Source organism: Streptomyces sp. NPDC044003 (assembly GCF_056435185.1).
Genome location: NZ_JBWKFA010000008.1, coordinates 226,091 through 246,396, shown reverse-complemented (window position 1 = coordinate 246,396; position 20,306 = coordinate 226,091). Strand labels below are relative to the sequence as shown.

Sequence of the window (20,306 nt, the reverse complement as noted above, 5' to 3'; positions counted from 1 at the left end):
GAGACGACATGAAGATCTACCAGCCCATGCTCTTCGTCGGACTCGGCGGCACCGGCGGAAAGATCGGCACCGAACTCGAACGCCAGCTCCGCCGGGAGCTGTGCGGACCCGACGGCACCGACCTCGTCGACGGCGGCCGCCGGCTCCCCTTCCAGCTGCCCGACTGCCTCCAGTTCGTGTACGCCGACTTCAGCGAGGGCGAACTGCTCGGCTACCCCCAGTTCCGGGCCAAGGGAGCCGAGGGCGCCGCCTTCGCCCGCACCTCCCGCATGGTCCGCGACCTGCTGCCGACCGACTTCGACTCCTCGCCCGAGGTGACCCGCATGCTGCGCGTCTCCCTCCCCGAGGAGACCCGGTCCTGGCTGCCGCCGCAGGCCCGCCAGCCGCGCGTCGCCCCCCTCAACAACGGCGCCGGACAGCTCCCGACCGTGGGGCGCTCCGCGCTCTTCGCCACCCTCCGCTCCGGACTCGAACCCGTGCTGCGGCAGCTCCGCGAGGCCATCGGCGCCATCGGACAGTCGGCCGGCGACCTCAAGCGGGTCGGCGGCGGCCGCATCCGGGGCTGCGACGTCTTCGTCGCCTTCTCCGTCGCCGGCGGCACCGGCGCCGGCATCTTCTACGACTTCATCCACCTCATCGGGCACGAGTTCCGCCACGCCAAGGTGCCCGGCGTGAAGATCTACCCGCTCGTCGTCATGCCCTCCGCCTTCACGCCCGAGGCCGGTGGCGGACGCGAGGCCGAACTCAACGCCGCCCGCGCCCTCGTGGACCTCTCGCGGCTCGTCGACGACCAGAACGTGCCCGACGCCCTCGACACCGTCGGCGACGTCGAGGAACGCGGCCGGCTCAGCGTCACCTACCCCGGCGACGGGGTCGTCGCCCTGCGCCCCGCCACCATGCAGACCGCCTTCCTCTTCTCCAAGCCCGCCGTCATCGGCGCCGAGGACCTGCGCCGCTCCATCACCGCCATGGTGATGTCCCTGATCGGCACCGAACTCGGTGAGGACAGCGGCGGCCCGGCGAAAGGCGCCGACGACGACTACCAGTCCTTCGCCGCCAGCTTCATCAACAAGGCCGTGGAGCGCTCGACCCCCGCCCGCTCCGGCATCGGCTACCGCGGGATGTCCACCAGCCTCGCCGCCTCCCTCACCGTCCCCGTCGACGACCTCGCCGAGATCGTCGCCGCCCGGCTCCTCGCCCAGGCCGTCCGCGGCATGGCCGAACGGGCCCGGCGGCCCGCCCGGGACGGACAGGACATGGTCCGGGACCTCTTCACCCGCTCCGGCATCGGCCGCCTGTGGAGCCGCGAGGCGCCGGACGTCCCCCTGCCCGAGCAACTGCCCCGCGGCAGCCGGGACATCACCCAGGAGCTCCGGCAGCGGCTCAACGACATGGAGGGCTCCCTCCAGCGCCTCGACGTCCAGCTCTCCCGCGAGATCCCCCGCCTCACCGAGGACTTCAGGCCCGGCGCGGGCGCCCGCGAACTCCTCGGCCTCGTCGGCCCGTTCCAGCTGCTCACCGTCCTCGCCGGACTGCCCGGCCACCCCGACCGGGTGGCCAGGGAGGGCTTCACCGGCATGCTCGACAACCGGCGCAACGACCCCGAACGGCCCCCGAACGTCCAGACCTCCGCGCCCAACATCCCCCACATCAGGCGCACCGTCGGCGGAGTCGTCCCCGCCCGGTGGACCGACCCCGACGTCCAGGAGACTCTCGCCGCCCAGCAGGCCTGGTACCAGTGGCGGGCCCGCGTCCTCTGGCACCGCGGCTGGCAGGCGGGCGAGAGCCAGTGGCGGCTTTCCCTCAACCGCGTCTCCGCCGAGGTCGCCGAACTCGCCAAGGTGCTCCGCGCCCACGAGCAGGACGAGGCGAAGTCCTTCGCCGACAGCCGCCGCGAGCTCTACCGCGACGACCGCGCCGGCATCGCCTACCTGCTGCCCCCGCAGAACACCCTGCGCGCCTTCTACGACGACGTCGTCGACCGCCTCGCCCAGAGCGAGGGCCTCCCCGAGACCACCGACCCCGCGACCCTCCTCGACCGGCTGGTCGCGCCCGACGACTGGCGGCGCGCCCTCGACGCGGTCCGCCGCTCGCCCGGGGCGGCCGTGAAGGAGATCAAGCAGGTCGTCGAGCGGCGGGTCAAACGCCTCTTCGGCGAGGCCAACGAGGACGTCTTCGCCCGCCCCCTGCTGCCCTCCATGGAGCTGCTGCTGCGGGCCGCCGCGGGCGACGAGACCTCCGAGGCGAAGGTCGACCCGCGCTGGCTCGACCAGTTCCGCTCCCGGCTCGCCGGACTCCTCCCGGTGGGCTTCATCCCGGACGGCAGCGGCCCGCTCAAGATCCTCATCGTGCATCCGGCGAGCGAGTCCGACGGCCGGGCCGCCGACTTCCTCGCGCAGGAACTCAACCTGCCCTCCCGGGTGTTCCCCGAGTGCCGGGCCGTCGACACCGACTCCATCACCGTCGTCTTCTTCCGCAGCGGCATGAACCTCACCGACATCTCCGAGGTCCGCAACGTCCTCAGCCTCTGGTCCGAGGCCCGCGACTCGGCCGGCGAGGAGGACTTCCTGCACTGGCGCCAGCGGCTCGGCTACCAGGACGACTGGCTCGTCTCCACCGAACAGGACCGGCAGCGCATCCTCCACCGGCTGCTCTGCGCCCTGTGGAACGGCCACATCGCCGCCGAGGGCCCGGCCGACTCCCCCCGCCTCGTCCGGATCCGCCTCCAGGAGGGCGAGGGCGCGACCATGTCGCTGCGCCTGGAGGGCTTCGACGGCTCGCTCTCCAGCTGGGCGGGGCTGCTGCGCGCGTACGAGCGCTGGGCGCTGCTCGACGAGGGGCAGATCATCGAGCAGTTCTGCGAACGGCTGATGCGCGCCCTGCCCCAGGGCCTCGCCCAGGTCCCCGCACCCCCGTCGCCGCTCTTCACCCACTTCGTGGAGAACGTCGCCCCGCGCCAGCTCGCCCTGATCGACGAGATCGCCGCCGAGTACGGCGAGGCGGACAGCGAATGGCTGGCGCCGCTCCGCCACTTCTGGTCGGTCACCTACCCGGGCGCCCTCGACATGCGCTTCCCGAGCGCGGCCCGCCCAACCCGCCCGACCCTCCGCGCCCTCTACGACCGCCACGCACCACGCCAGGGCCAGGGCTCGGGCCAGGGCCAGGGGCGGGGGCAGAGCCGGGGCCCGGTTCAGGGGTCGGGGCGTCCTCGGGGGCAGGGACAGGGGTACGTGCCCCCGGCCCGCCGGGAGCCACGGCAGCGTCCCCCGTACGAGCCCTCCTCCCGGCACGAGAACGGCGCCGGACACGCGTCCAGGCCCCGGTACCAGGACTACGAGTCCGGGCGCGCGAACGAGTCCGGGCCCGGTCGCGAGTCCCGGAACGGGTACGACGACGGGCGCGCGTACGAGTCCGGGCCCGGTCGCGAGTCCCGGAACGGGTACGACGACGGGCGCGCGTACGAGTCCCGGGCAGGGCGCGAGTCCCGGACCGAGTACGACGACGGGCGCGCGTACGAGTCCGGGCGCGGGCGCGAGTCCCGGACCGGGTACGACGACGGTGCCGGGCGTGAGAACGGGGTTCGGCGTGATCCGCGTTCCGCGTACGCGAACGGTCCTTCCGCCCCGCCGCCGTCCGTCTACGAGGGCGACTGGGAACTGGAGCCCGAGCCGGACTTCGGGCCCGACGAGGACGGCTACGAGGAGGGCTACGAGCCGGGTCACGGGGCGGACCACGGCCCGGAGTTCGGGCCCGCCGCCGACGAGCCGCACCGCCGCGACCGGGCCGGTGAGGCGGAGTGAGCCCCCACGTCCTTCCCGTTCTGCCCGAACGGCCGCTGCCGGGCCACGCCGTCTGCCTCGACCTGCGGACGCCGGGGCCGGGGGCGTCGGGGACCTCCGGGGCGTACGACTCCGAGGCCGCCGTCCGCGCGGCCCTGGACGTCCCGCAGCCCGGCGGCGAGCGGCGCTTCCTCGTCGTCGACGAGGCCGACCGGCTCGTCGCCCACCAGCTGCTCTACGAGCGCCTCTCCTCCTACGGGCCCGCGCACATCGTCTGCCTGGCGGTCGGCGTCCGGGGCGAGCGGACCGTGAGCCGCTCCCTCACCCTCCGCCCGCCCGCCGCCGGCGTCCTGTGGGTCTTCGACTCCACGGAGGACGGCGTCCCGGGCGAGGCCGTGCTGCGCCCGCTCGTCGACGTGCTGTCCACGCCCGAGGTCTTCGACGCCGTCCTCCGCGCGCTCGGCGAGGTGGTGCACGGCGTCGCCGTGCCCGCCGTGCGGATCCTGGAGCACGACCTCACCGACGAGGCCAGGGCCCGCGCCTGGCGCCAGGCCCTTGAGGGGCTCACCGGACCCGAGGTCCCCGCCGGGAACCTCTCCGCCGATCAGGTGCCGGGCGCGCTCGCGCTGCTCCTGGACGAGGGAATCCCGCGCTCCCTGTCCGGCCACCAGTGGCTGCCGCCGCAGGGCCGGGCGGGGGCCAGGCTCGCCGCATGCGACGCCGCGGTCGGTGAGGCCGTCGAGGGCTACCGGCGCGTCCGGGGCCCGGCCGGCCTGCTCACCGGGGCGGGCCGGGGCGTCGACCTGCCGGCGGACATCGAGCGGGTGACGGAGGAGCTGGGCCGGTTCCGTACGGCCGTCGCGGACGCGTTCGGCGCGGCCGGAGGCACCCGGCTCACCGCCGAGCACCGGGGGGTGCTCCGCGACCGCGGGGTCGAACTGCCGGAGCTGCCGCGGGAGATCTCGCGGGCCGGGATCGTCCCGGCGCTGCGCGACCTCACCCACGACCTGATCGGCAAGGGGCTGCCGCTGCGGTCCGTGGCGGCCCGTCTCTCCGCACTGTCCGCGCGCACCGCGCCCGTGGGCAGCGCGGCACGGCTCGCCCGGCTGGACGCGATCTGCGGCCCCGAGCGGCTGCGGCGGCTCGGCACCCGGTACCCCTTCACGGCGGGCGGTTCGCGCCCCGCGGCCTTCGCCGTGACCGGACTTCTGGCGCTGCTCGCCGGTATCTGGCCGCTGCTCGGCTGGGTCCTCGGTCCCGCCGTCGGCGTCCTCGCCGCCGGACTCGCCCATCTGATGCTGCGCCGCAGACCCAACCGCTCGCCCGACGGACGGATCGACGGCGGCGGTGCCACGGGCGCGGCACCCCGGCTCTTCGGCGGGCTGCTCGGCGGCCTCGTCGGGGCGGGCCTCGGCCAGTTCCTGGGCCTGCCCGTGTGGGCGGGCGCGGTGGCGGCGACCGTGTCCGCGGCAGCCGTCGTACTGCTCGCGCTGCGCGACTGGAGCCGGGCCGTGGACGACTGGTGGGCGCGCGCCGACCCGGAGGAGGCCTGGCGGATCCTGCGGGAGATCCAGACCCTGGTGGTCACGACCGCCGTGCACGACTGGCTGTTCGCCGAGGTGCGGCACCACTGCTCGGCCGGGGCGGGAGCCGTGGCCGGGCTGCTCAGGGGCCTCGCGGAGACCGCCGACGCGCACGGGCAGCCGCACGCGGCACGGACGGCCGACCGCCCGGAGACGGAGCCGCCGCCGGTACGGGAGACCGGTGCGGCGTCCTGGAGTTGGGAGGACTGGAAGGACGAAGCGGACGACTGGGGGGACGGGCCGGAGGCCTGGGGCGAGGGAACGGAGGCCTGGGCGGACAGGGCGGAGACCTGGAGGGACGGGCCCGAGGACGACCACTGGTCCGGCAGGGACGAAGTGCCCCCGGTGGCCGAGCCGGAGCCGTCTCCGTTCGCTTCCCCCGTGGACGGACCCCCGCCCCCGCACGTCCCCCTGCCCGCGCCCGGCTGGCTGGAGCGGCGGTACGGGGACGGGGGCCCCGCGCTCGTCGACACCCTCGTCGGCGACCTGGTCGCCGGGACCGTCCTGATCCTGGACCGCTGCTGGGCGGGCATCGAGCGCGACCCCGGGGCCCTCGCGCGGGCCGGCCACGAGCGGCGGATCACGGAGCTCCTGGACGAGACCCGGCTCCGCCTGGAGCGGGACGTGGCCGCCTCGCCGCCACCCCGGTACGAGGGCCTCCGCGACTCCGACGCGCTGACCTCCCTCGCGGCCTTCACCGACCGCTCCGACCGGCCCGACGCGGCCCGCCTCACCGGGGTCGCCGCCGACGCGGTGGCCCGGCTGCTCCTGACCGAGGACGACCCCGGCCGTACGGTCGCGCTGTGCGGCCCCGAGCACCTGCGGCTGCTCTCCCACGATCCGCTCGCCGCCCGGCAGGTCCGGTTCGTGCCCGAGGCGATGCGGCGCGGGGCCGCCGGGGACGACATCTGGCGGGGCACCGCCGAGGACGTGGTGTGGACCGGCGCGGGACGGCACGCCGGCATCCTCCGTCTCGTACCGCTGCGCGCGGACGTCGTGCACACCGTCCGCGCCGAGGAGGCGGGAGAACCGTGACCGACCCGAACCACCCGAACCACTGGAACCACCCGAGCGGCTCGGACGACTCGGGCGGCTCGAACCCTCCGAGCGGTTCGAACCCTCCGGACCACCCGCGCGACTCGAACCACCCGACCGACCCGGTCCACCCCGGCGACGCGAACCACCCCGGCGACGCGAACCATCCGATCGGCCCGGACCACCCCGACCACCTGAAGGAGCCGACCCCGCCGACCCATCCGTACTACCAGGAGCTGGAGTTCCTCACCCACCGGGAGGATCCGGTCCGCTTCGCCGTGCGCTACGGCGAGGACCACCGGCCGCCCGGCCGCCCCGGCATCCTGGCGCGCCGGGCGACCCTGGGGACGGGTTCGCACGTCCTCCAGTACCGGCTCGCCTCGTCGGAGCAGGGCGACCCCGACGCGTACGGCCTCCTGGAGCGGGAGGTGGAGGCGGCCGTCGCCCTCGAACGGCGCTACGGCGGGGCCAGGTTCGGCGCGGTCTTCGCGCGGATCGTCGGCTTCGACCTGACCGCCACCGAGCCCTTCGTGCTGTACCGGCCGCCGACGGGCCGCCCGCTGTCCGAGTGGGCCGGGCGCCTCGGCGCCGAGGACCAGGAACGCATCGCGGGCCAACTCGCCATGGCCGTACGGCTCCTGGGCGATGCCTCGCTCGTGCACCGGGCCATCGCGCCGGACACCGTACGGTGGGACGGCGCCCGGGTACGGCTCTGCGAACCGTACGCGGCGCAGCGTGCCGGGGAGGCCCGCGAGCCCTTCGGCGGCGCCCCCTGGGCCTCGCCCGAACAACGCGCGGGCCGGGGCGCCGCCGACCCGCGCGACGACCTGTGGTCCGTCGCCGAACTCGCCTACTACCTGCTCTCCGGCCGCCCCGACCGGGGCGAGGGACCCCCCGCCGACCTGGCCGACTACCGCCGTCTCGCGGCCCTCGGGCAGAGCGGTCTCTTCGCCGCGCGCGCGGCCGACCGGCCCCACCCGGCTGAGCTCATGCGGCTGCTGCACGTCCCCGACCCGCTCGCCACCGGCGTCGGGGCGGCCGACCCGCTCGACCGCTGGCGTACCGAGTACGACCGCCAGATCGCCAGGAAACGCGCGGTCACCGCACCCCACCTGGCCCCGGAGGAACTGCTCCCGCAGATCACACGACAGGCGCGTCCCTCGCTCCGCGACCGGATCTTCGGCGGAGGCGACTCCTCCCGCCCCGTCGAGCCCGTCGCGCCACCGGAACCGGCCCCGCTTCCCTCGTCACGGAGCCGGATGTGCCCGCACTGCCTGCTCCCCGTCGAGTACGACGAACGGCTGCTCGTCACCATCGACGCCATGGGCAACCGGATCCCGCTCGACCTCAGCGCCGAACGCCGCCCCGGCCATGTCGCGGACGCCCTCCGCAAGGCCTACCACCTGTGCCCGCACACCGTGGACGGCGACGAGCAGCACGAACTCCCCGTGCCCTACCTCACCAACGGCGAGCCGCTGTCGATCGCCCTCGTCGGAAGCTCCTCCGTCGGCAAGACCCACCTCCTCGCCGCCATGCTTGGCGAGGTCGAACTCGGCGGCCTCGAACCGTACGGACTCAAATCCCGGCCGCTCAACCCCGAGGCACACCGGACCTTCGTGCGCGAACGGGTCCAGAGACTCAGGGAGGGTCGGCAGCTGGGCCGTACCGGACAGCAGACCTTCGCGCGGTTCGCCGACGGGCTGCTCGTCCAGGCGGGGGGCGCGACACCCCGGCCCGTCGTCTTCTTCGACCTCGCGGGCGAGGACCTCGCGCACGACGGGGAGGTCGGCCGCTTCCTCATGGGCGTCGACGCCTTCGTCTTCGTCCTGGACCCGCTGCGCGCCCTCCGGCTGCCCGGGCTCGACCCGGTACGCCAACAGAGCGGGCTGCGGCGGCGCGACCTCGGCGACGAGGCCTTCACGACCGTGCTCAACCGCATCCCCCGACAGGGAGGCGGACTCGTCGCCGCGCCTGCCGCGCTCGCCGTCAACAAGAGCGACCTCGTCCGCTTCGAACCGGTCGTCGACCGCTGGCTCGGCCGGGCGCTGCCCGGCCGCCACGACCCGGCCGCGGTCCGGGAGGAGAGCCGGGACGCGTACGCCTTCCTCGCCCACCACGCCGGCGCCGCCTGGCTCAAGCCCTTCGACGACTGCGCCGACTGCACGCTGCACTTCGTCGCCGCGACCGGCGGGCAGGCGCGCGGCGACCGATTTCCGCACGGGGCCCGGCCGCGCCGGGTCCTCGCGCCCTTGCTGTCGCTCTTCGCCCTGTGCGGGCTGCTGCCCGGGGCGGAACCAATGGAGGGGATCGTCCGATGACACGGACGGAGCACGAGGCCGACCAGATCGTCTTCCGCTGGGACAGCGAGAACCTCACCGGCAACACGGGCTTCGGGCCGGTCGCCTGGTCCGGGCCGCGCGACGAGGCCGAGAACCTCTTCCGGATGTCCGGGCCCGTGCTGCGGGCCAGCGGGGACGAGATCCGGCCGGCCCTGATCCGGCTGCGGGAGCGCGGGTACGTGATGCTGATCCGGCGCGTGCCGTTCACGGACGCCGACGGCCGGACGTCCGTGCTCTGCCACGCCCTCGTCGGCGCGCCCACCCTCCTCACCCCCACCGTCTGCCTCGGGCTCCACGGCTGGGAGTGGGAGGGCACCGCGAACGCCGCCGGCGCGCGCGGCCGGCTTCCGCTGGTCCCGGCGGAGGCCCTCGCCCCCGGCGCGGGGCTGGCGGAGCTGGACCGGCGTCTGCCGTACGTGGCGGAGGAACTCGTCGGCGCGGTGGCGGAGTTCCTGCGGCACCCGGAGGGACCGTTCACGATCCTCGACGAACGGGGCGGCACCGCCTGTCCCGTGCTGCGGGGCCTGCAGAGCATCCTCGGCGTGGTCACCAGACACCCGTGGACCTTCGCCACCCACGACACGCTCGAACTGCCCACGCTCCGGTTCGCGTTCGTCGGCCAATGGTCCGGGGCGGCGAGCCGCAACACGGAGCGCCGCCGTGTCGACCCGCGCGAGCGGTGCGGCGACCGGGCGGAGGAGATCGCGACGCGGCTGGTCCGCCACCACCTGGCGGAGATAGAGGAGAACAGCCGGGACCACGTGGTCGCCAGAGTCCTCCGCACCACGGCCTCGACGTACCGGGGCCCACTCCTGGACATGGCGTCCAGAGCGGCCGACACCCTGGACGCCCTGGACCACCGCGACCCCACGAGAGGCCCCTCGCCTCGGGACCCCCGAAACAGGCCGGGCCCGACGTCCAGGGACCAGTCCGGCCGGGGCCCCCGGTACGAGGGCCCTCAGGGCTCCCGGTACGAGGGCGCTCCGGACCCCAGGGACCAGGCGGGCCCGGGCTCCCGGTACGAGGGCGCTTCGGAACAGCGGTACGAGGGCGCTCCGGACTCTCGGAACCAGTCCGGCCCGAGTTCCCGGAACCAGGGCGCTTCGGACTCCCGGCACCAGGCCGACGCAGGCTCCGGGCGGCAGGGCACCCATGGCCCCCGGGGCGAGGCCGGACCAGGCTCCCGGCGCGACGGCACCCATGACGCCTGGGACCAGGCCGGCCGGGACCCCCGGTACGAGGACACCCAGGATTCCCGGAACCAGGCAGGCCCGGGCTCCCGATACGAGAGCGCTCCCGATCCCCGGCACCAGGCCGACGCAGGCCCCCGACGCGAGGGCGTCGCAGGCCCCCGCGGCCAGGACACCCCCGGCCCCCGGCACCCGGACTCGCCGGGCCCCTGGGACCAGCCCGGTCCAACCCCGCGGGACCAGTCAGGCTCAGGCCCCCGGTACGGGGGCGCCACGGGCCCTCGGGAGCAGGGCGGTTCGGGGTTCCGGGACCAGGGCACCCCTGGCCCCCGGCACCCGGATTCGCCCGGTCCCTGGGACCCGTCCGGCCCGGACCCCCGCGACGAGGACGCCCCCGGCCCCTGGCACCAGCCCGGACCCGGCCCCCGGGACCAGCGCGCGCCGGGCTCCCGGGACCAGTCCGGCCCGGACCCTCGGCGCCAGGGCGCCCCCGGCCCCCGGCACCCCGACTCGCCGCCCGGCGGGAACCCCGAGCCGGTGGGCTCGTCGTATCCGGCCTCCCCTGGCCCTTGGCCCGACGCCCCCAGTACGGCTCCGGCCTCGGGACGGCCCGACAGCCCGGCCTCGGCCCTGTCAGGACGGCCCGACAGTCCGCCCCCGGCCCCGTCTGGACGGCCCGACCGTACGGGCCCCGCCGAGTGGCCCGACCGCCCCTCGGAGTCCGACGACCCACGCGGGGAGTCGCAGTCCGCCGGCCGGCCCAGTGGCCCGGACCGAGAGGTGTCGTCCGGTGCCGCGGCGGCGGCGCGGCCCGCCTACCCCACCCAGCCCCCGCCGACTCCCGAGGCACCTCCCGCACCCCCGTCCCCCGGTGCCGCCGCCTACCCCCGCCCCGTACTGCCGGTCGTCGGGCCGGAGTGGACCGGGCCCGGCAAGGCGGCGCGGCGGGGGCTGGCGCGGCGGGGGCGGGAGGCCGAGACCTCGCTCGTGCACCATCTGCCGACCGTGCGCAGCCCGGAAGAGGCGCGGGAGCTCGTCGTGGGCGCCGGCCACCGCGAGCTGCTCGAAGCGCTGCGCCGGCCCCAGGCGTACGTCGTCGTCACCGTCCTCCTCCGGGAGATCGCCCGGCGCCTGCCGTCCTGGGAGCACCCGCTGCGCCGGGAGCTCTGCGAGGTGGCCATCGGAAGGAAGCTGTGGGCCGTCGCCCCGCCCGCCGCGCGGCACGACCCCTCCGAGCCGGCGGAGGAGCAGCGCGCGGCGAACGCCGCCGAGCTGTACAGCTGGGCGGTCCGTCCGCTGCTCGCCGGCGGCGACGCCCCGGTCGGCACGGTCGCCGAGCTGCTGTCGCAGCTCCGGACGAGCCCGGATCCGTCCGCCTGCGAGACGTTCTGGCTGATCGTGGACGGGGAGCGCCCGGGGCTGCCGGACGCCGTCTGGCTCTCGCTCCTGAAGGAGGCGTACGGCCTGCCCCGCACCACGCACCGCCCCGGACCCGCGCTCTCCCTCGGCGAAGACCTCGGCAGCGGCTACACCCGCCGGTTCCTGCGCCGCGCCGCGCTGCTGATCGGCGGTCTGCTGGCCGCGATCGTCCTGGTCGTGGCGGCCCAGTGGTTCACCTGACGGGAACGGGGGGAGCCGGGTGACCCACACCGAAAGGACCGGGTCGAAACGCGGGCCAGGTCCGCCCGGCTCCGTCAGGATGGGCTCATGGGATTCCATGTCGATTCCGAGACCGGGCGGCTGCGCCGCGTCATCCTGCACCGGCCCGATCTGGAGCTGAAGCGGCTCACCCCGACCAACAAGGACGCCCTCCTCTTCGACGACGTGCTGTGGGTGCGGCGGGCCCGGCAGGAGCACGACGGCTTCGCCGACGTGCTGCGCGACCGCGGGGTGGAGGTGCACCTCTTCGGGGATCTGCTGGGCGAGTCCCTGGAGGTGGCGGCGGCCCGTGCGCTGGTCCTCGACCGGGTCTTCGACGAGAAGGAGTACGGGCCGCTGGCCGCCGATCACCTGCGCGCCTCCTTCGACTCGCTGGACGCCGCCTCGCTCGTCGAGGCGCTGGTCGGCGGCATGACGAAGCGGGAGTTCCTGGCGGGGTTCCGGGAGCCGACCTCGGTCCGCTTCCACGCCCTGGACCTGGACGACTTCGTCCTCGGCCCGCTGCCGAACCATCTCTTCACCCGGGACACCTCGGCCTGGATCTACGACGGCGTCTCGATCAACGCGATGCGCTGGCCGGCCCGGCAGCGCGAGACGGTGCACTTCGAGGCGATCTACAAGCACCACCCGCTGTTCACGGGCCCGGAGGCGGGTTCGTTCCACCACTGGTCGGAGGGGCAGTCGGACTATCCGTCGACGATCGAGGGCGGGGACGTCCTCGTCATCGGCAACGGCGCCGTGCTGATCGGGATGAGCGAGCGGACGACCCCGCAGGCGGTGGAGATGCTGGCCCGGGGGATGTTCGCGGCCGGGTCGGCGCGCACGATCATCGCGCTGGACATGCCGAAGCGGCGTGCGTTCATGCACCTGGACACGGTGATGACGATGGTGGACCAGGACACGTTCACGCAGTACGCGGGGCTCGGCATGCTCCGCTCGTACACGATCGAGCCGGGTGACGAGGGGCAGTCCCTGCGGGTGACCGACCATCCGCCGGAGCAGATGCACAGCGCCATCGCGGCGGCGTTGGGGCTGCAGGACATCCGGGTGCTCACGGCGACCCAGGACGTGCATGCGGCGGAGCGCGAGCAGTGGGACGACGGGTGCAACGTGCTGGCGGTGGAGCCGGGGGTGGTCGTCGCGTACGAGCGGAACGTCACGACGAACACGCATCTGCGCAAGCAGGGCATCGAGGTGATCGAGATCCCGGGGAGCGAGCTGGGCCGGGGGAGGGGCGGTCCGCGCTGTATGAGCTGTCCGGTGGAGCGGGACGCCGCCTGAGTGCCGGAGACGCGTTCCGACCGGAGGGGGCCGGGGGTCGAGGGGGCTGTATAGAAATGTTGAACTGCGTATACACTTCCAGAGTCCCGACCCGCCGTCCTCCCGACCCGTACCCCCAGGAGCGCGTCCCATGGCCACAGACCTCATCGGCCGCCACTTCCTCAAGGAGCTGGACTTCACCGCCGAGGAGTTCCGCGGCCTGATCGCGCTCGCCGCCGAGCTCAAGGCCGCCAAGAAGGCGGGCACCGAGGTGCAGCGACTGCGCGGGAAGAACATCGCCCTGATCTTCGAGAAGACCTCGACCCGCACCCGTTGCGCCTTCGAGGTCGCCGCCGCCGACCAGGGCGCCTCCACCACCTACCTCGACCCCTCGGGCTCCCAGATCGGCCACAAGGAGTCGGTCAAGGACACCGCCCGCGTCCTCGGCCGGATGTTCGACGGCATCGAGTACCGCGGGGACAGCCAGGCGAACGTCGAGGAGCTCGCCGCCTTCGCGGGCGTGCCGGTCTTCAACGGGCTCACCGACGACTGGCACCCCACCCAGATGCTGGCCGACGTGCTCACCATGACCGAGCACGTGGACAAGCCGGTCGACGCGATCGCCTTCGCCTACCTCGGCGACGCCCGCTTCAACATGGGCAACTCCTACCTCGTCACCGGCGCCCTGCTCGGCATGGACGTCCGGATCGTCGCCCCGCAGGCGTACTGGCCCGCCGAGGACGTCGTCGCCGCGGCCCGCAAGCTCGCCGAGACCAGCGGCGCCACGATCACCCTCACCGAGGACGTGCCCGAGGGTGTCGCCGGCGCGGACTTCGTCGTCACCGACGTGTGGGTCTCCATGGGCGAGCCCAAGGAGGTCTGGGACGAGCGGATCGCCGCCCTCTCCCCGTACTCCGTGACGATGGACGTGCTGCGCGCAACCGGGAACCCGGACGTGAAGTTCCTGCACTGCCTGCCCGCCTTCCACGACCTGGGCACGGCCGTCGGCCGGGACATCCACGCCCGGCACGGCCTGACCGAGCTGGAGGTCTCGGACGAGGTCTTCGAGTCGGCGCACTCGGTCGTCTTCGACGAGGCCGAGAACCGGATGCACACCATCAAGGCGGTCCTGGTGGCGACGCTGGCCGGTGCGGCGGGGGAGTAGTCCTACGGGCGGCGCCGCTGGGCCGGTATCCCCGGGAGGGTGAACCAGACCGCCTTGCCGTGCGCGGTGGGGCGGTGGCCGCAGTCGCTGCTGAGCGCGCGGATCAGGAGGAGGCCCCGGCCGTGCTCCTGCCAGGGGTCGACCTCGGTGTCCGGCTCGGGGCAGACGAGCTCGCCGGGGCCGGCGGGCTGGGAGTCGTGGACCTCGATCTGACAGCCGCCGGGCGCCGCGAGCAGTTCGACGACCAGCTCGATGGGGCCCGCGCCGGCGGTGTGCTCGACGGCGTTGGCGACGAGCTCGGCGGTGAGCAGCTCCGCCGTGTCGCTGTCGGGCCGGTCGGCGGCCACGGGGTCGATGTCGGTGAGCGCGGTACGGATCAGGGCGCGGGCGATCGGCACGGCGGCGGTGGTGTGGGGCAGCCGGATGCGCCAGGAGACAGCGGCTCCGGGGCTCATGGCCGCAGGTCCGGTGGTCTCGGCTCCGGGGCTCAGGGCCGCGGGTCCGGTGGCTTCGGGCATGGGGGGCAGGCTCCCTTCACCGAGGGGCGGGTGGGGCGAGTGGGGTGGGGGCATCCCGAGACGTCCTGGTTTCAACCTTACGAGGTGCAAAATCCAGTTCCCAGGGCACCCCCTCCCTCTCCTCCAGGACTTAGGTCGGCCACCGCTCGGGACCTTGCGGCTGCCCGCGTATCGCGTACTCGTGACGACAGTCACAGTACGGTGATACCCTCCTTGCGGAGGAAGGAGGCCCCTCGGATGAGCCCCTTTACCGGCTCGGCGCCCCGCACGTCCCGCTGGCAGCATCTGCGCCTGGACATCGACCAGGGCGTCGCCACCGTCACCCTCGCCCGCCCCGCGAAACTCAACGCCCTCACCTTCGGCGCCTACGCCGACCTGCGCGACCTCCTCGCCGAGCTCTCCCGCGAGCGCGCCGTCCGCGCCCTCGTCCTCGGCGGCGAAGGCCGCGGCTTCTGCTCCGGCGGCGACGTCGACGAGATCATCGGCGCCACCCTCGCCCTCGACACCGCCCGGCTCCTCGACTTCAACCGGATGACCGGCCAGGTCGTCCGCGCGCTGCGCGAGTGCCCCTTCCCCGTCGTCGCCGCCCTCCACGGCGTCGCCGCCGGCGCCGGGGCCGTCCTCGCCCTCGCCGCCGACTTCCGGATCGCCGACCCCACCACCCGGTTCTCCTTCCTCTTCACCCGGGTCGGCCTCTCCGGCGGAGACATGGGCGCCGCCTATCTGCTGCCCCGAGTCGTCGGCCTGGGCCACGCCACCCGCCTCCTCATGCTGGGCGAGCCCGTCCACGCCGCCGAGGCCGAGCGCATCGGGCTCCTCAGCGAGCTCACGGAGGAGGGCGCGGCGGGGGAGCGGGCCGCCGCCCTCGCCCGCCGCCTCGCCGACGGCCCCGCGCTCGCCCTCGCCCAGACCAAGGCCCTGCTCACCGCGGAGCTCGACATGCCGCTCGCGGCCGCGGTCGAACTGGACGCGGCCACCCAGGCGCTTCTGATGAACGGCGAGGACTACGCCGAGTTCCACGCCGCCTTCACCGAGAAACGCCCCCCGAAGTGGCGGGGATGCTGACCTCACCGGGCCCCCGGAGCGTCGCGGTCGTCGGCGGCGGCCCCGGGGGGCTCTACGCCGCGGCCCTGCTGATGCGACAGGACCCGGCCCGCGAGATCACCGTCTGGGAGCGGAACGCGTCCTCCGACACCTTCGGTTTCGGCGTCGTCCTCTCCGACGAGACCCTCGGCGGCATCCGGGACGCCGACCCCGTCGTGTACGAGGCGCTCCGCCGCGAGCTCGTCCGCTGGGACGACATCGACGTCGTCCACCGCGGCCACCGCACCACCTCCACCGGCCACGGCTTCGCCGCCCTCGGCCGCCGCCGCCTCCTGGGGATCCTGCACGCCCGCTGCGCCGAGCTCGGCGTACGGCTCCGCTTCCGCACCGAGGCCCCACCCGCCGCCGTCCTCGCCGCGGAGAACGACCTGGTCGTCGCCGCCGACGGCGTCCACAGCCGCACCCGCGAGACCCACGCCGCGCACTTCCGCCCCCGGATCACCACCCACCACTGCCGCTACATATGGCTCGCCGCCGACTTCCCCTTCGAGGCCTTCCGCTTCGAGATCGCCGAGACCGAGCACGGCGTGATGCAGCTCCACGCCTACCCCTTCTCCGCCGACTCCTCCACCGTCATCGTCGAGATGCGCGAGGAGGTCTGGCGGGCCGCCGGCTTCCACGAGCTCGACGAGGCCGAGTCCACCGCCCGCTGCGCCAAGGTCTTCGCCGAGGCCCTCGGCGGCCGGGAGCTCCGCTCGAACAACTCCGCCTGGACCGCGTTCCGTACCGTCGCCAACGCGCGCTGGTCCCACGGCAACACCGTCCTCATCGGCGACGCCGCCCACACCGCGCACTTCTCCATCGGCTCCGGCACCAAACTGGCCGTCGAGGACGCCGTCGCCCTCGCCGCCGCCGTCGGCGCCCACCCCACCCTCGACCAGGCCCTCACCGCGTACGAGACGGAGCGCCGTCCCGTCGTCGAGTCCACCCAGCGCGCGGCCGGCGCCAGCCTCCGCTGGTTCGAGGAGCTCGCCGGGCACGTCGACCGGCCGCCCCGCCGCTTCGCCTTCGACCTGCTCACCCGCAGCCGCCGCGTCACCCACGCCAACCTCAAGCTGCGCGACCCCGCCTTCACCGCCGCCGTCGAGGCGGACTTCGGCTGCCCGCCCGGCACCCCGCCGATGTTCACCCCCTTCCGGCTGCGCGGACTGACCCTCCGCAACAGGGTCGTCGTCTCCCCCATGGACCTGTACGTCGCCGAGGACGGCGTCCCCGGCGACTTCCACCTCGTCCACCTCGGCTCCCGAGCCCTCGGCGGCGCCGGACTCGTCATGACCGAGATGGTCTGCGTGAGCCCCGAGGGCCGCATCACCCCCGGCTGCACCGGCCTCTGGACCGACGAACAGGCCGAGGCCTGGTCCCGTGTCACCGCCTTCGTCCACGGACAGTCGCCCGGCACCGCGCTCGGCGTCCAGCTCGGCCACTCGGGCCGCAAGGGCTCCACCCGCCGCATGTGGGAAGGCATCGACCAGCCCCTCCCCGAGGGCAACTGGCCCCTCGTCGCCGCCTCGCCCCACCCGTACCGGCCCGGCGTCAACCAGACCCCGGCCGCCCTCGACCGCTCCGGACTCACCGCCGTACGCGAGCAGTTCACCGCCGCCGCCCACCGCGCCGCCCGCAGCGGCTTCGACCTCCTCGAACTCCACTGCGCCCACGGCTACCTCCTCTCCGGCTTCCTCTCCCCGCTCACCAACCACCGCACCGACGCCTACGGCGGCGACCTCACGGCCCGGCTGCGCTACCCCCTCGAAGTCTTCGACGCGGTACGGGAGGCATGGCCCGCGGACCGCCCCATGACCGTCCGCATCTCCGCCACCGACTGGGCCGAGGGCGGCACCACCGCCGGGGACGCCGTCGCCATCGCCCGCGCCTTCACCGACCACGGCGCCGACGCCATCGACGTCTCCACCGGCCAGGTCGTCCCCGACGAGGAGCCCGCCTACGGCCGCTCGTACCAGACCCCCTACGCCGACCGCATCCGCAACGAGCTCGGCGTCCCCGTGATCGCGGTCGGCGCGATCTCCTCCTGGGACGACGTCAACTCCCTGCTCCTCGCGGGCCGCGCGGACCTCTGCGCCCTCGCCCGGCCGCACCTCTACGACCCGCACTGGACCCTGCACGCGGCGGCCGAGCAGGAGTACCAGGGCCCGGCCGCCCCCTGGCCCGCCCCGTACCGCGCGGGCAGCCGCCGCCCGCCCACCGGCCGCCGGGAGTGAGTTCGAGGGTTCTTTGGACGCTCGCGTATGCGGGTGCGACGCGAAGCCATGGTCAGCGCGCCGCCCCTGCCCTTGAATGAGGACATGACAGAAAACAGGGGCGGGAAGGGTGCCGGGGCGGTCCTCGGCACGGCGACGGCGATGACGGGACTGCTGGCGGGGGTGTGGTTCGCGTACGTCTGCTCGGTGATGCCGGCCCTGGCGCGCAGCGACGACCGGGTCTACGTCGAGGTGATGCGGAACATCAACGACGTGATCCAGAACCCGGTGTTCTTCACCCCGTTCTTCGGGGTGCCGGTCCTCACCGCGGTGGCCGCCTGGCAGCACCGCGCGGGCCGGGCGCGGATCTGGACGCTCGCCGCGTTCGTCCTCGCCCTGGCCGTCCTCGTGGTCACCTCGGCGGCGAACGTCCCCCTCAACGACGCCCTCGCGGCGACCAAGGACCCGGCCGCCGCGCGAGCGGCCTTCGAGACCCCGTGGGTGGCGTGGAACATCGTCCGCGCGATCCTCGGCACGGCGGGCCTCGTCTGCCTGGTGCGGGCCCTGGGCGTGCGGCGCTAGGTGTATTGACCCGCTGGGTTGTTGACGCGGCTGATGGGCGGGTGGCCGTCGAGTGCGGTGTGGCAGCGGTGGTGGTTGTAGGTGTGGAGGAAGTCTGCCAGGGCCTCGGTCCGCTCGTCGTTTGAGGTGTAGGGCCGGATGTAGGCCCATTCGTCGAGCAGGGTGCGGTTGAAGCGCTCGACCTTGCCGTTGGTCTGGGGCCGGTAGGCGCGGGTGAGCTTGCCGGTGGCGCCGAGGTCGGCCAGGACTGTCTTCCAGGCCAGGCCCTTGCGGTAGGCCCAGGCGTTGTCGGTCAGGACCCGCTCGATGCGGTCGATGCCGTGGCTGTGGAAGAACGCGGCCGCGCGGGTCAGGAAGGCCGCGCAGGTCGCGACCTTCTCGTCGCCGTGGATCTCGCTGTAGGCGAGGCGGGAGTGGTCGTCGACGGCGGAGTGGACGTAGTCGAAGCCCATGTTGCTGCGGGTGGATCGGCCGGCCTGGCGCCCCAGGGCCTTGTGGCCGCCGCCGTCGGGGATCCGGCCGAGTTTCTTCACATCGACGTGGACCAGCTCGCCCGGTCGGTCTCGCTCGTAGCGGCGGATCACGATGCCGGTCGGCCGGTCGATCCAGGCCAGTCGGTTGAGCCGGTGCCGGGTCAGGATCCGGTGCACGGTCGAGGCGGGCAGGCCCACGATCGGGCCGATCCGGGCGGGGCCGAGCTTGCGGCTTTGCCGCAGGCCGCAGACACGGTCTTCCACCGCGGCCGCGGTCCGGTGCGGCGTCCTGCGAGGCCGGCTCGACCGGTCGTGCAGACCCGCATCGCCCTCGGCCCGCCACCGGCGCAGCCACTTGTGGGCCGTGGCCCGGGAGATACCCATCTCGGCGGCCACATGCGCGACCGGACGTCCTGAGCAGACACGTTCGACCAGCAGTCTCCTACCGAAGACAGTCAGCCGGGCATTACGGTGGGCCACGAAGACCTCCGGGCGGTGAGTTCCTAGACAGCTCCCACCCCACCGGAGGTCTTCGCCATGTTCAAGACCAGACCAGTGTCAACAACGCTCGTGACCAATACACCTAGTCGCCCGTCAGGAACGGGCCCACGTACTCCGCGCCCCGGTCCCGCAGCAGCTCGTGCAGGGCGGCGAAGACCTCCGCCGAGCGGCGGCCCGGCCAGTCGTCCGGCAGGAGCTCCGCCGGGAGCACCGGATCCGCGTAGGGCAGCCGGCGCCAGGAGTCCAGGGCGAGGAGGTAGTCCCGGTAGGCGTCCTCGGCGCCCGCCGGCGCCGACCGCCAGGCCCGCAGGACCGGCTCGTGGGCCGCCAGGAACTCCTCGTGGAGCCCGGCGATCGCCGGCAGGTCCCACCAGCGGGCCACCGCCTCGGCCGTCGCCGCGTACCCCAGGTGGTCGCCGCGGAAGAGGTCCACGTACGCGGAGAGCTCCAGGCGCTCCAGGGCGTTCCGGGTCTCCTCGTACAGCCGGGCCGGCGCGATCCAGACACCCGGCGCCGCCGTCCCGAAGCCGAGCCGGGCGAGCCGGGACCGCAGCAGGTGCCGCTTGTGCCGCTCGGCCTCCGGCACCGAGAAGACGGCCAGGACCCACCCCTCGGAGAGCTTCGGCTCCGTACGGGCGTAGATCCGGCGGTCGCCGTCGTCCAGGAGCCGCCGGGCGTCCTCCGAGAGGGCGTACCCGGCGGCGCCGCCCGCCGTCCGGCCCGGCAGCAGCAGCCCGCGCCGCTTGAGCCGCGACACCGAGGAGCGCACCGAGGGCGCGTCCACGCCGAGGACGCCGAGCAGCCGGATGACCGCGGCCACGGGCACCGGCGACTCGTCGGGCGCACGGCCGTACGCGCCGTAGAAGGAGACGATCAGGGATCGGGGGGTGTGCTGCTCGGCCACGTGATCACTTTAGGGGGTG

12 protein-coding genes are annotated in these 20,306 nt (G+C 74.3%); 9 read left to right on the top strand and 3 right to left on the bottom strand.

The window, feature by feature from the left end; all coding sequences use genetic code 11:
- Window positions 1-8 precede the first annotated feature (8 nt).
- The 6 genes from AC07AW_RS29335 to argF all read left to right on the top strand — a co-directional run bounded on the left by AC07AW_RS29335 (window position 9) and on the right by argF (window position 14,010).
- Entirely contained in the window at window positions 9-3,800 is a 3,792-nt protein-coding gene (locus tag AC07AW_RS29335; RefSeq protein WP_478818466.1) for a tubulin-like doman-containing protein, read from the top strand.
- Window positions 3,797-6,397, top strand: a complete 2,601-nt coding sequence (locus tag AC07AW_RS29330; protein ID WP_478818465.1) for a hypothetical protein — start codon at window positions 3,797-3,799, stop codon at window positions 6,395-6,397. The genes AC07AW_RS29335 and AC07AW_RS29330 overlap by 4 nt, the downstream gene beginning before the upstream one ends.
- Window positions 6,394-8,715 carry a serine/threonine-protein kinase gene (locus tag AC07AW_RS29325; RefSeq protein ID WP_478818464.1) on the top strand — a complete coding sequence of 774 codons (2,322 nt, stop codon included), beginning with the start codon at window positions 6,394-6,396 and terminating at the stop codon, window positions 8,713-8,715. Before AC07AW_RS29330 ends, AC07AW_RS29325 begins: the two co-directional genes overlap by 4 nt.
- Window positions 8,712-11,546: a hypothetical protein gene (locus AC07AW_RS29320; protein WP_478818463.1), complete on the top strand. Its 2,835-nt coding sequence runs from the start codon at window positions 8,712-8,714 to the stop codon at window positions 11,544-11,546. The genes AC07AW_RS29325 and AC07AW_RS29320 overlap by 4 nt, the downstream gene beginning before the upstream one ends.
- Before the next feature lie 87 nt (window positions 11,547-11,633).
- A complete protein-coding gene (locus tag AC07AW_RS29315; protein WP_478818462.1) occupies window positions 11,634-12,866 on the top strand; it encodes an arginine deiminase in 1,233 nt (410 codons plus the stop codon).
- 130 nt (window positions 12,867-12,996) lie between these two features.
- Window positions 12,997-14,010: an ornithine carbamoyltransferase gene (argF, locus tag AC07AW_RS29310; RefSeq protein WP_478818461.1), complete on the top strand. Its 1,014-nt coding sequence runs from the start codon at window positions 12,997-12,999 to the stop codon at window positions 14,008-14,010.
- Between the two features lie 2 nt (window positions 14,011-14,012).
- Here argF and AC07AW_RS29305 read toward each other — a convergent pair whose 3' ends face one another.
- Entirely contained in the window at window positions 14,013-14,465 is a 453-nt protein-coding gene (locus tag AC07AW_RS29305; protein ID WP_478818618.1) for an ATP-binding protein, read from the bottom strand.
- A gap of 300 nt (window positions 14,466-14,765) precedes the next feature.
- On the opposite strand from AC07AW_RS29305, the gene AC07AW_RS29300 reads away from it, so the two are divergent.
- From AC07AW_RS29300 to AC07AW_RS29290, 3 genes are all read left to right on the top strand, one after another.
- Window positions 14,766-15,593: an enoyl-CoA hydratase family protein gene (locus AC07AW_RS29300; protein ID WP_392157331.1), complete on the top strand. Its 828-nt coding sequence runs from the start codon at window positions 14,766-14,768 to the stop codon at window positions 15,591-15,593.
- Complete coding sequence (locus AC07AW_RS29295; protein ID WP_478818460.1) at window positions 15,587-17,848, top strand: bifunctional salicylyl-CoA 5-hydroxylase/oxidoreductase; 2,262 nt, start codon at window positions 15,587-15,589, stop codon at window positions 17,846-17,848. The genes AC07AW_RS29300 and AC07AW_RS29295 overlap by 7 nt, the downstream gene beginning before the upstream one ends.
- An 84-nt stretch (window positions 17,849-17,932) precedes the next feature.
- On the top strand, window positions 17,933-18,409 hold the full coding sequence (locus AC07AW_RS29290; RefSeq protein ID WP_478818459.1) for an anthrone oxygenase family protein: 477 nt from the start codon (window positions 17,933-17,935) through the stop codon (window positions 18,407-18,409).
- Here the strand turns inward: AC07AW_RS29290 and AC07AW_RS29285 are convergent.
- Entirely contained in the window at window positions 18,406-19,362 is a 957-nt protein-coding gene (locus tag AC07AW_RS29285; protein ID WP_478818458.1) for an IS481 family transposase, read from the bottom strand. The two genes, AC07AW_RS29290 and AC07AW_RS29285, sit on opposite strands and share 4 nt — an antisense overlap.
- 103 nt (window positions 19,363-19,465) lie before the next feature.
- A complete protein-coding gene (locus AC07AW_RS29280) occupies window positions 19,466-20,287 on the bottom strand; it encodes a PaaX family transcriptional regulator (RefSeq protein WP_478818457.1) in 822 nt (273 codons plus the stop codon).
- Window positions 20,288-20,306: the final 19 nt, after the last annotated feature.

Excerpts from the sequence above, each read along its gene's own strand:
- AC07AW_RS29335 (WP_478818466.1), top strand. The coding sequence starts at position 9 with ATGAAGATCTACCAGCCCATGCTCTTCGTCGGACTCGGCGGCACCGGC.
- AC07AW_RS29320 (WP_478818463.1), top strand. The coding sequence starts at position 8,712 with ATGACACGGACGGAGCACGAGGCCGACCAGATCGTCTTCCGCTGGGAC.
- AC07AW_RS29315 (WP_478818462.1), top strand. The coding sequence starts at position 11,634 with ATGGGATTCCATGTCGATTCCGAGACCGGGCGGCTGCGCCGCGTCATC.
- argF (WP_478818461.1), top strand. The coding sequence starts at position 12,997 with ATGGCCACAGACCTCATCGGCCGCCACTTCCTCAAGGAGCTGGACTTC.
- AC07AW_RS29305 (WP_478818618.1), bottom strand. The coding sequence starts at position 14,465 with ATGAGCCCCGGAGCCGCTGTCTCCTGGCGCATCCGGCTGCCCCACACC.
- AC07AW_RS29300 (WP_392157331.1), top strand. The coding sequence starts at position 14,766 with ATGAGCCCCTTTACCGGCTCGGCGCCCCGCACGTCCCGCTGGCAGCAT.
- AC07AW_RS29295 (WP_478818460.1), top strand. The coding sequence starts at position 15,587 with ATGCTGACCTCACCGGGCCCCCGGAGCGTCGCGGTCGTCGGCGGCGGC.
- AC07AW_RS29290 (WP_478818459.1), top strand. The coding sequence starts at position 17,933 with ATGACAGAAAACAGGGGCGGGAAGGGTGCCGGGGCGGTCCTCGGCACG.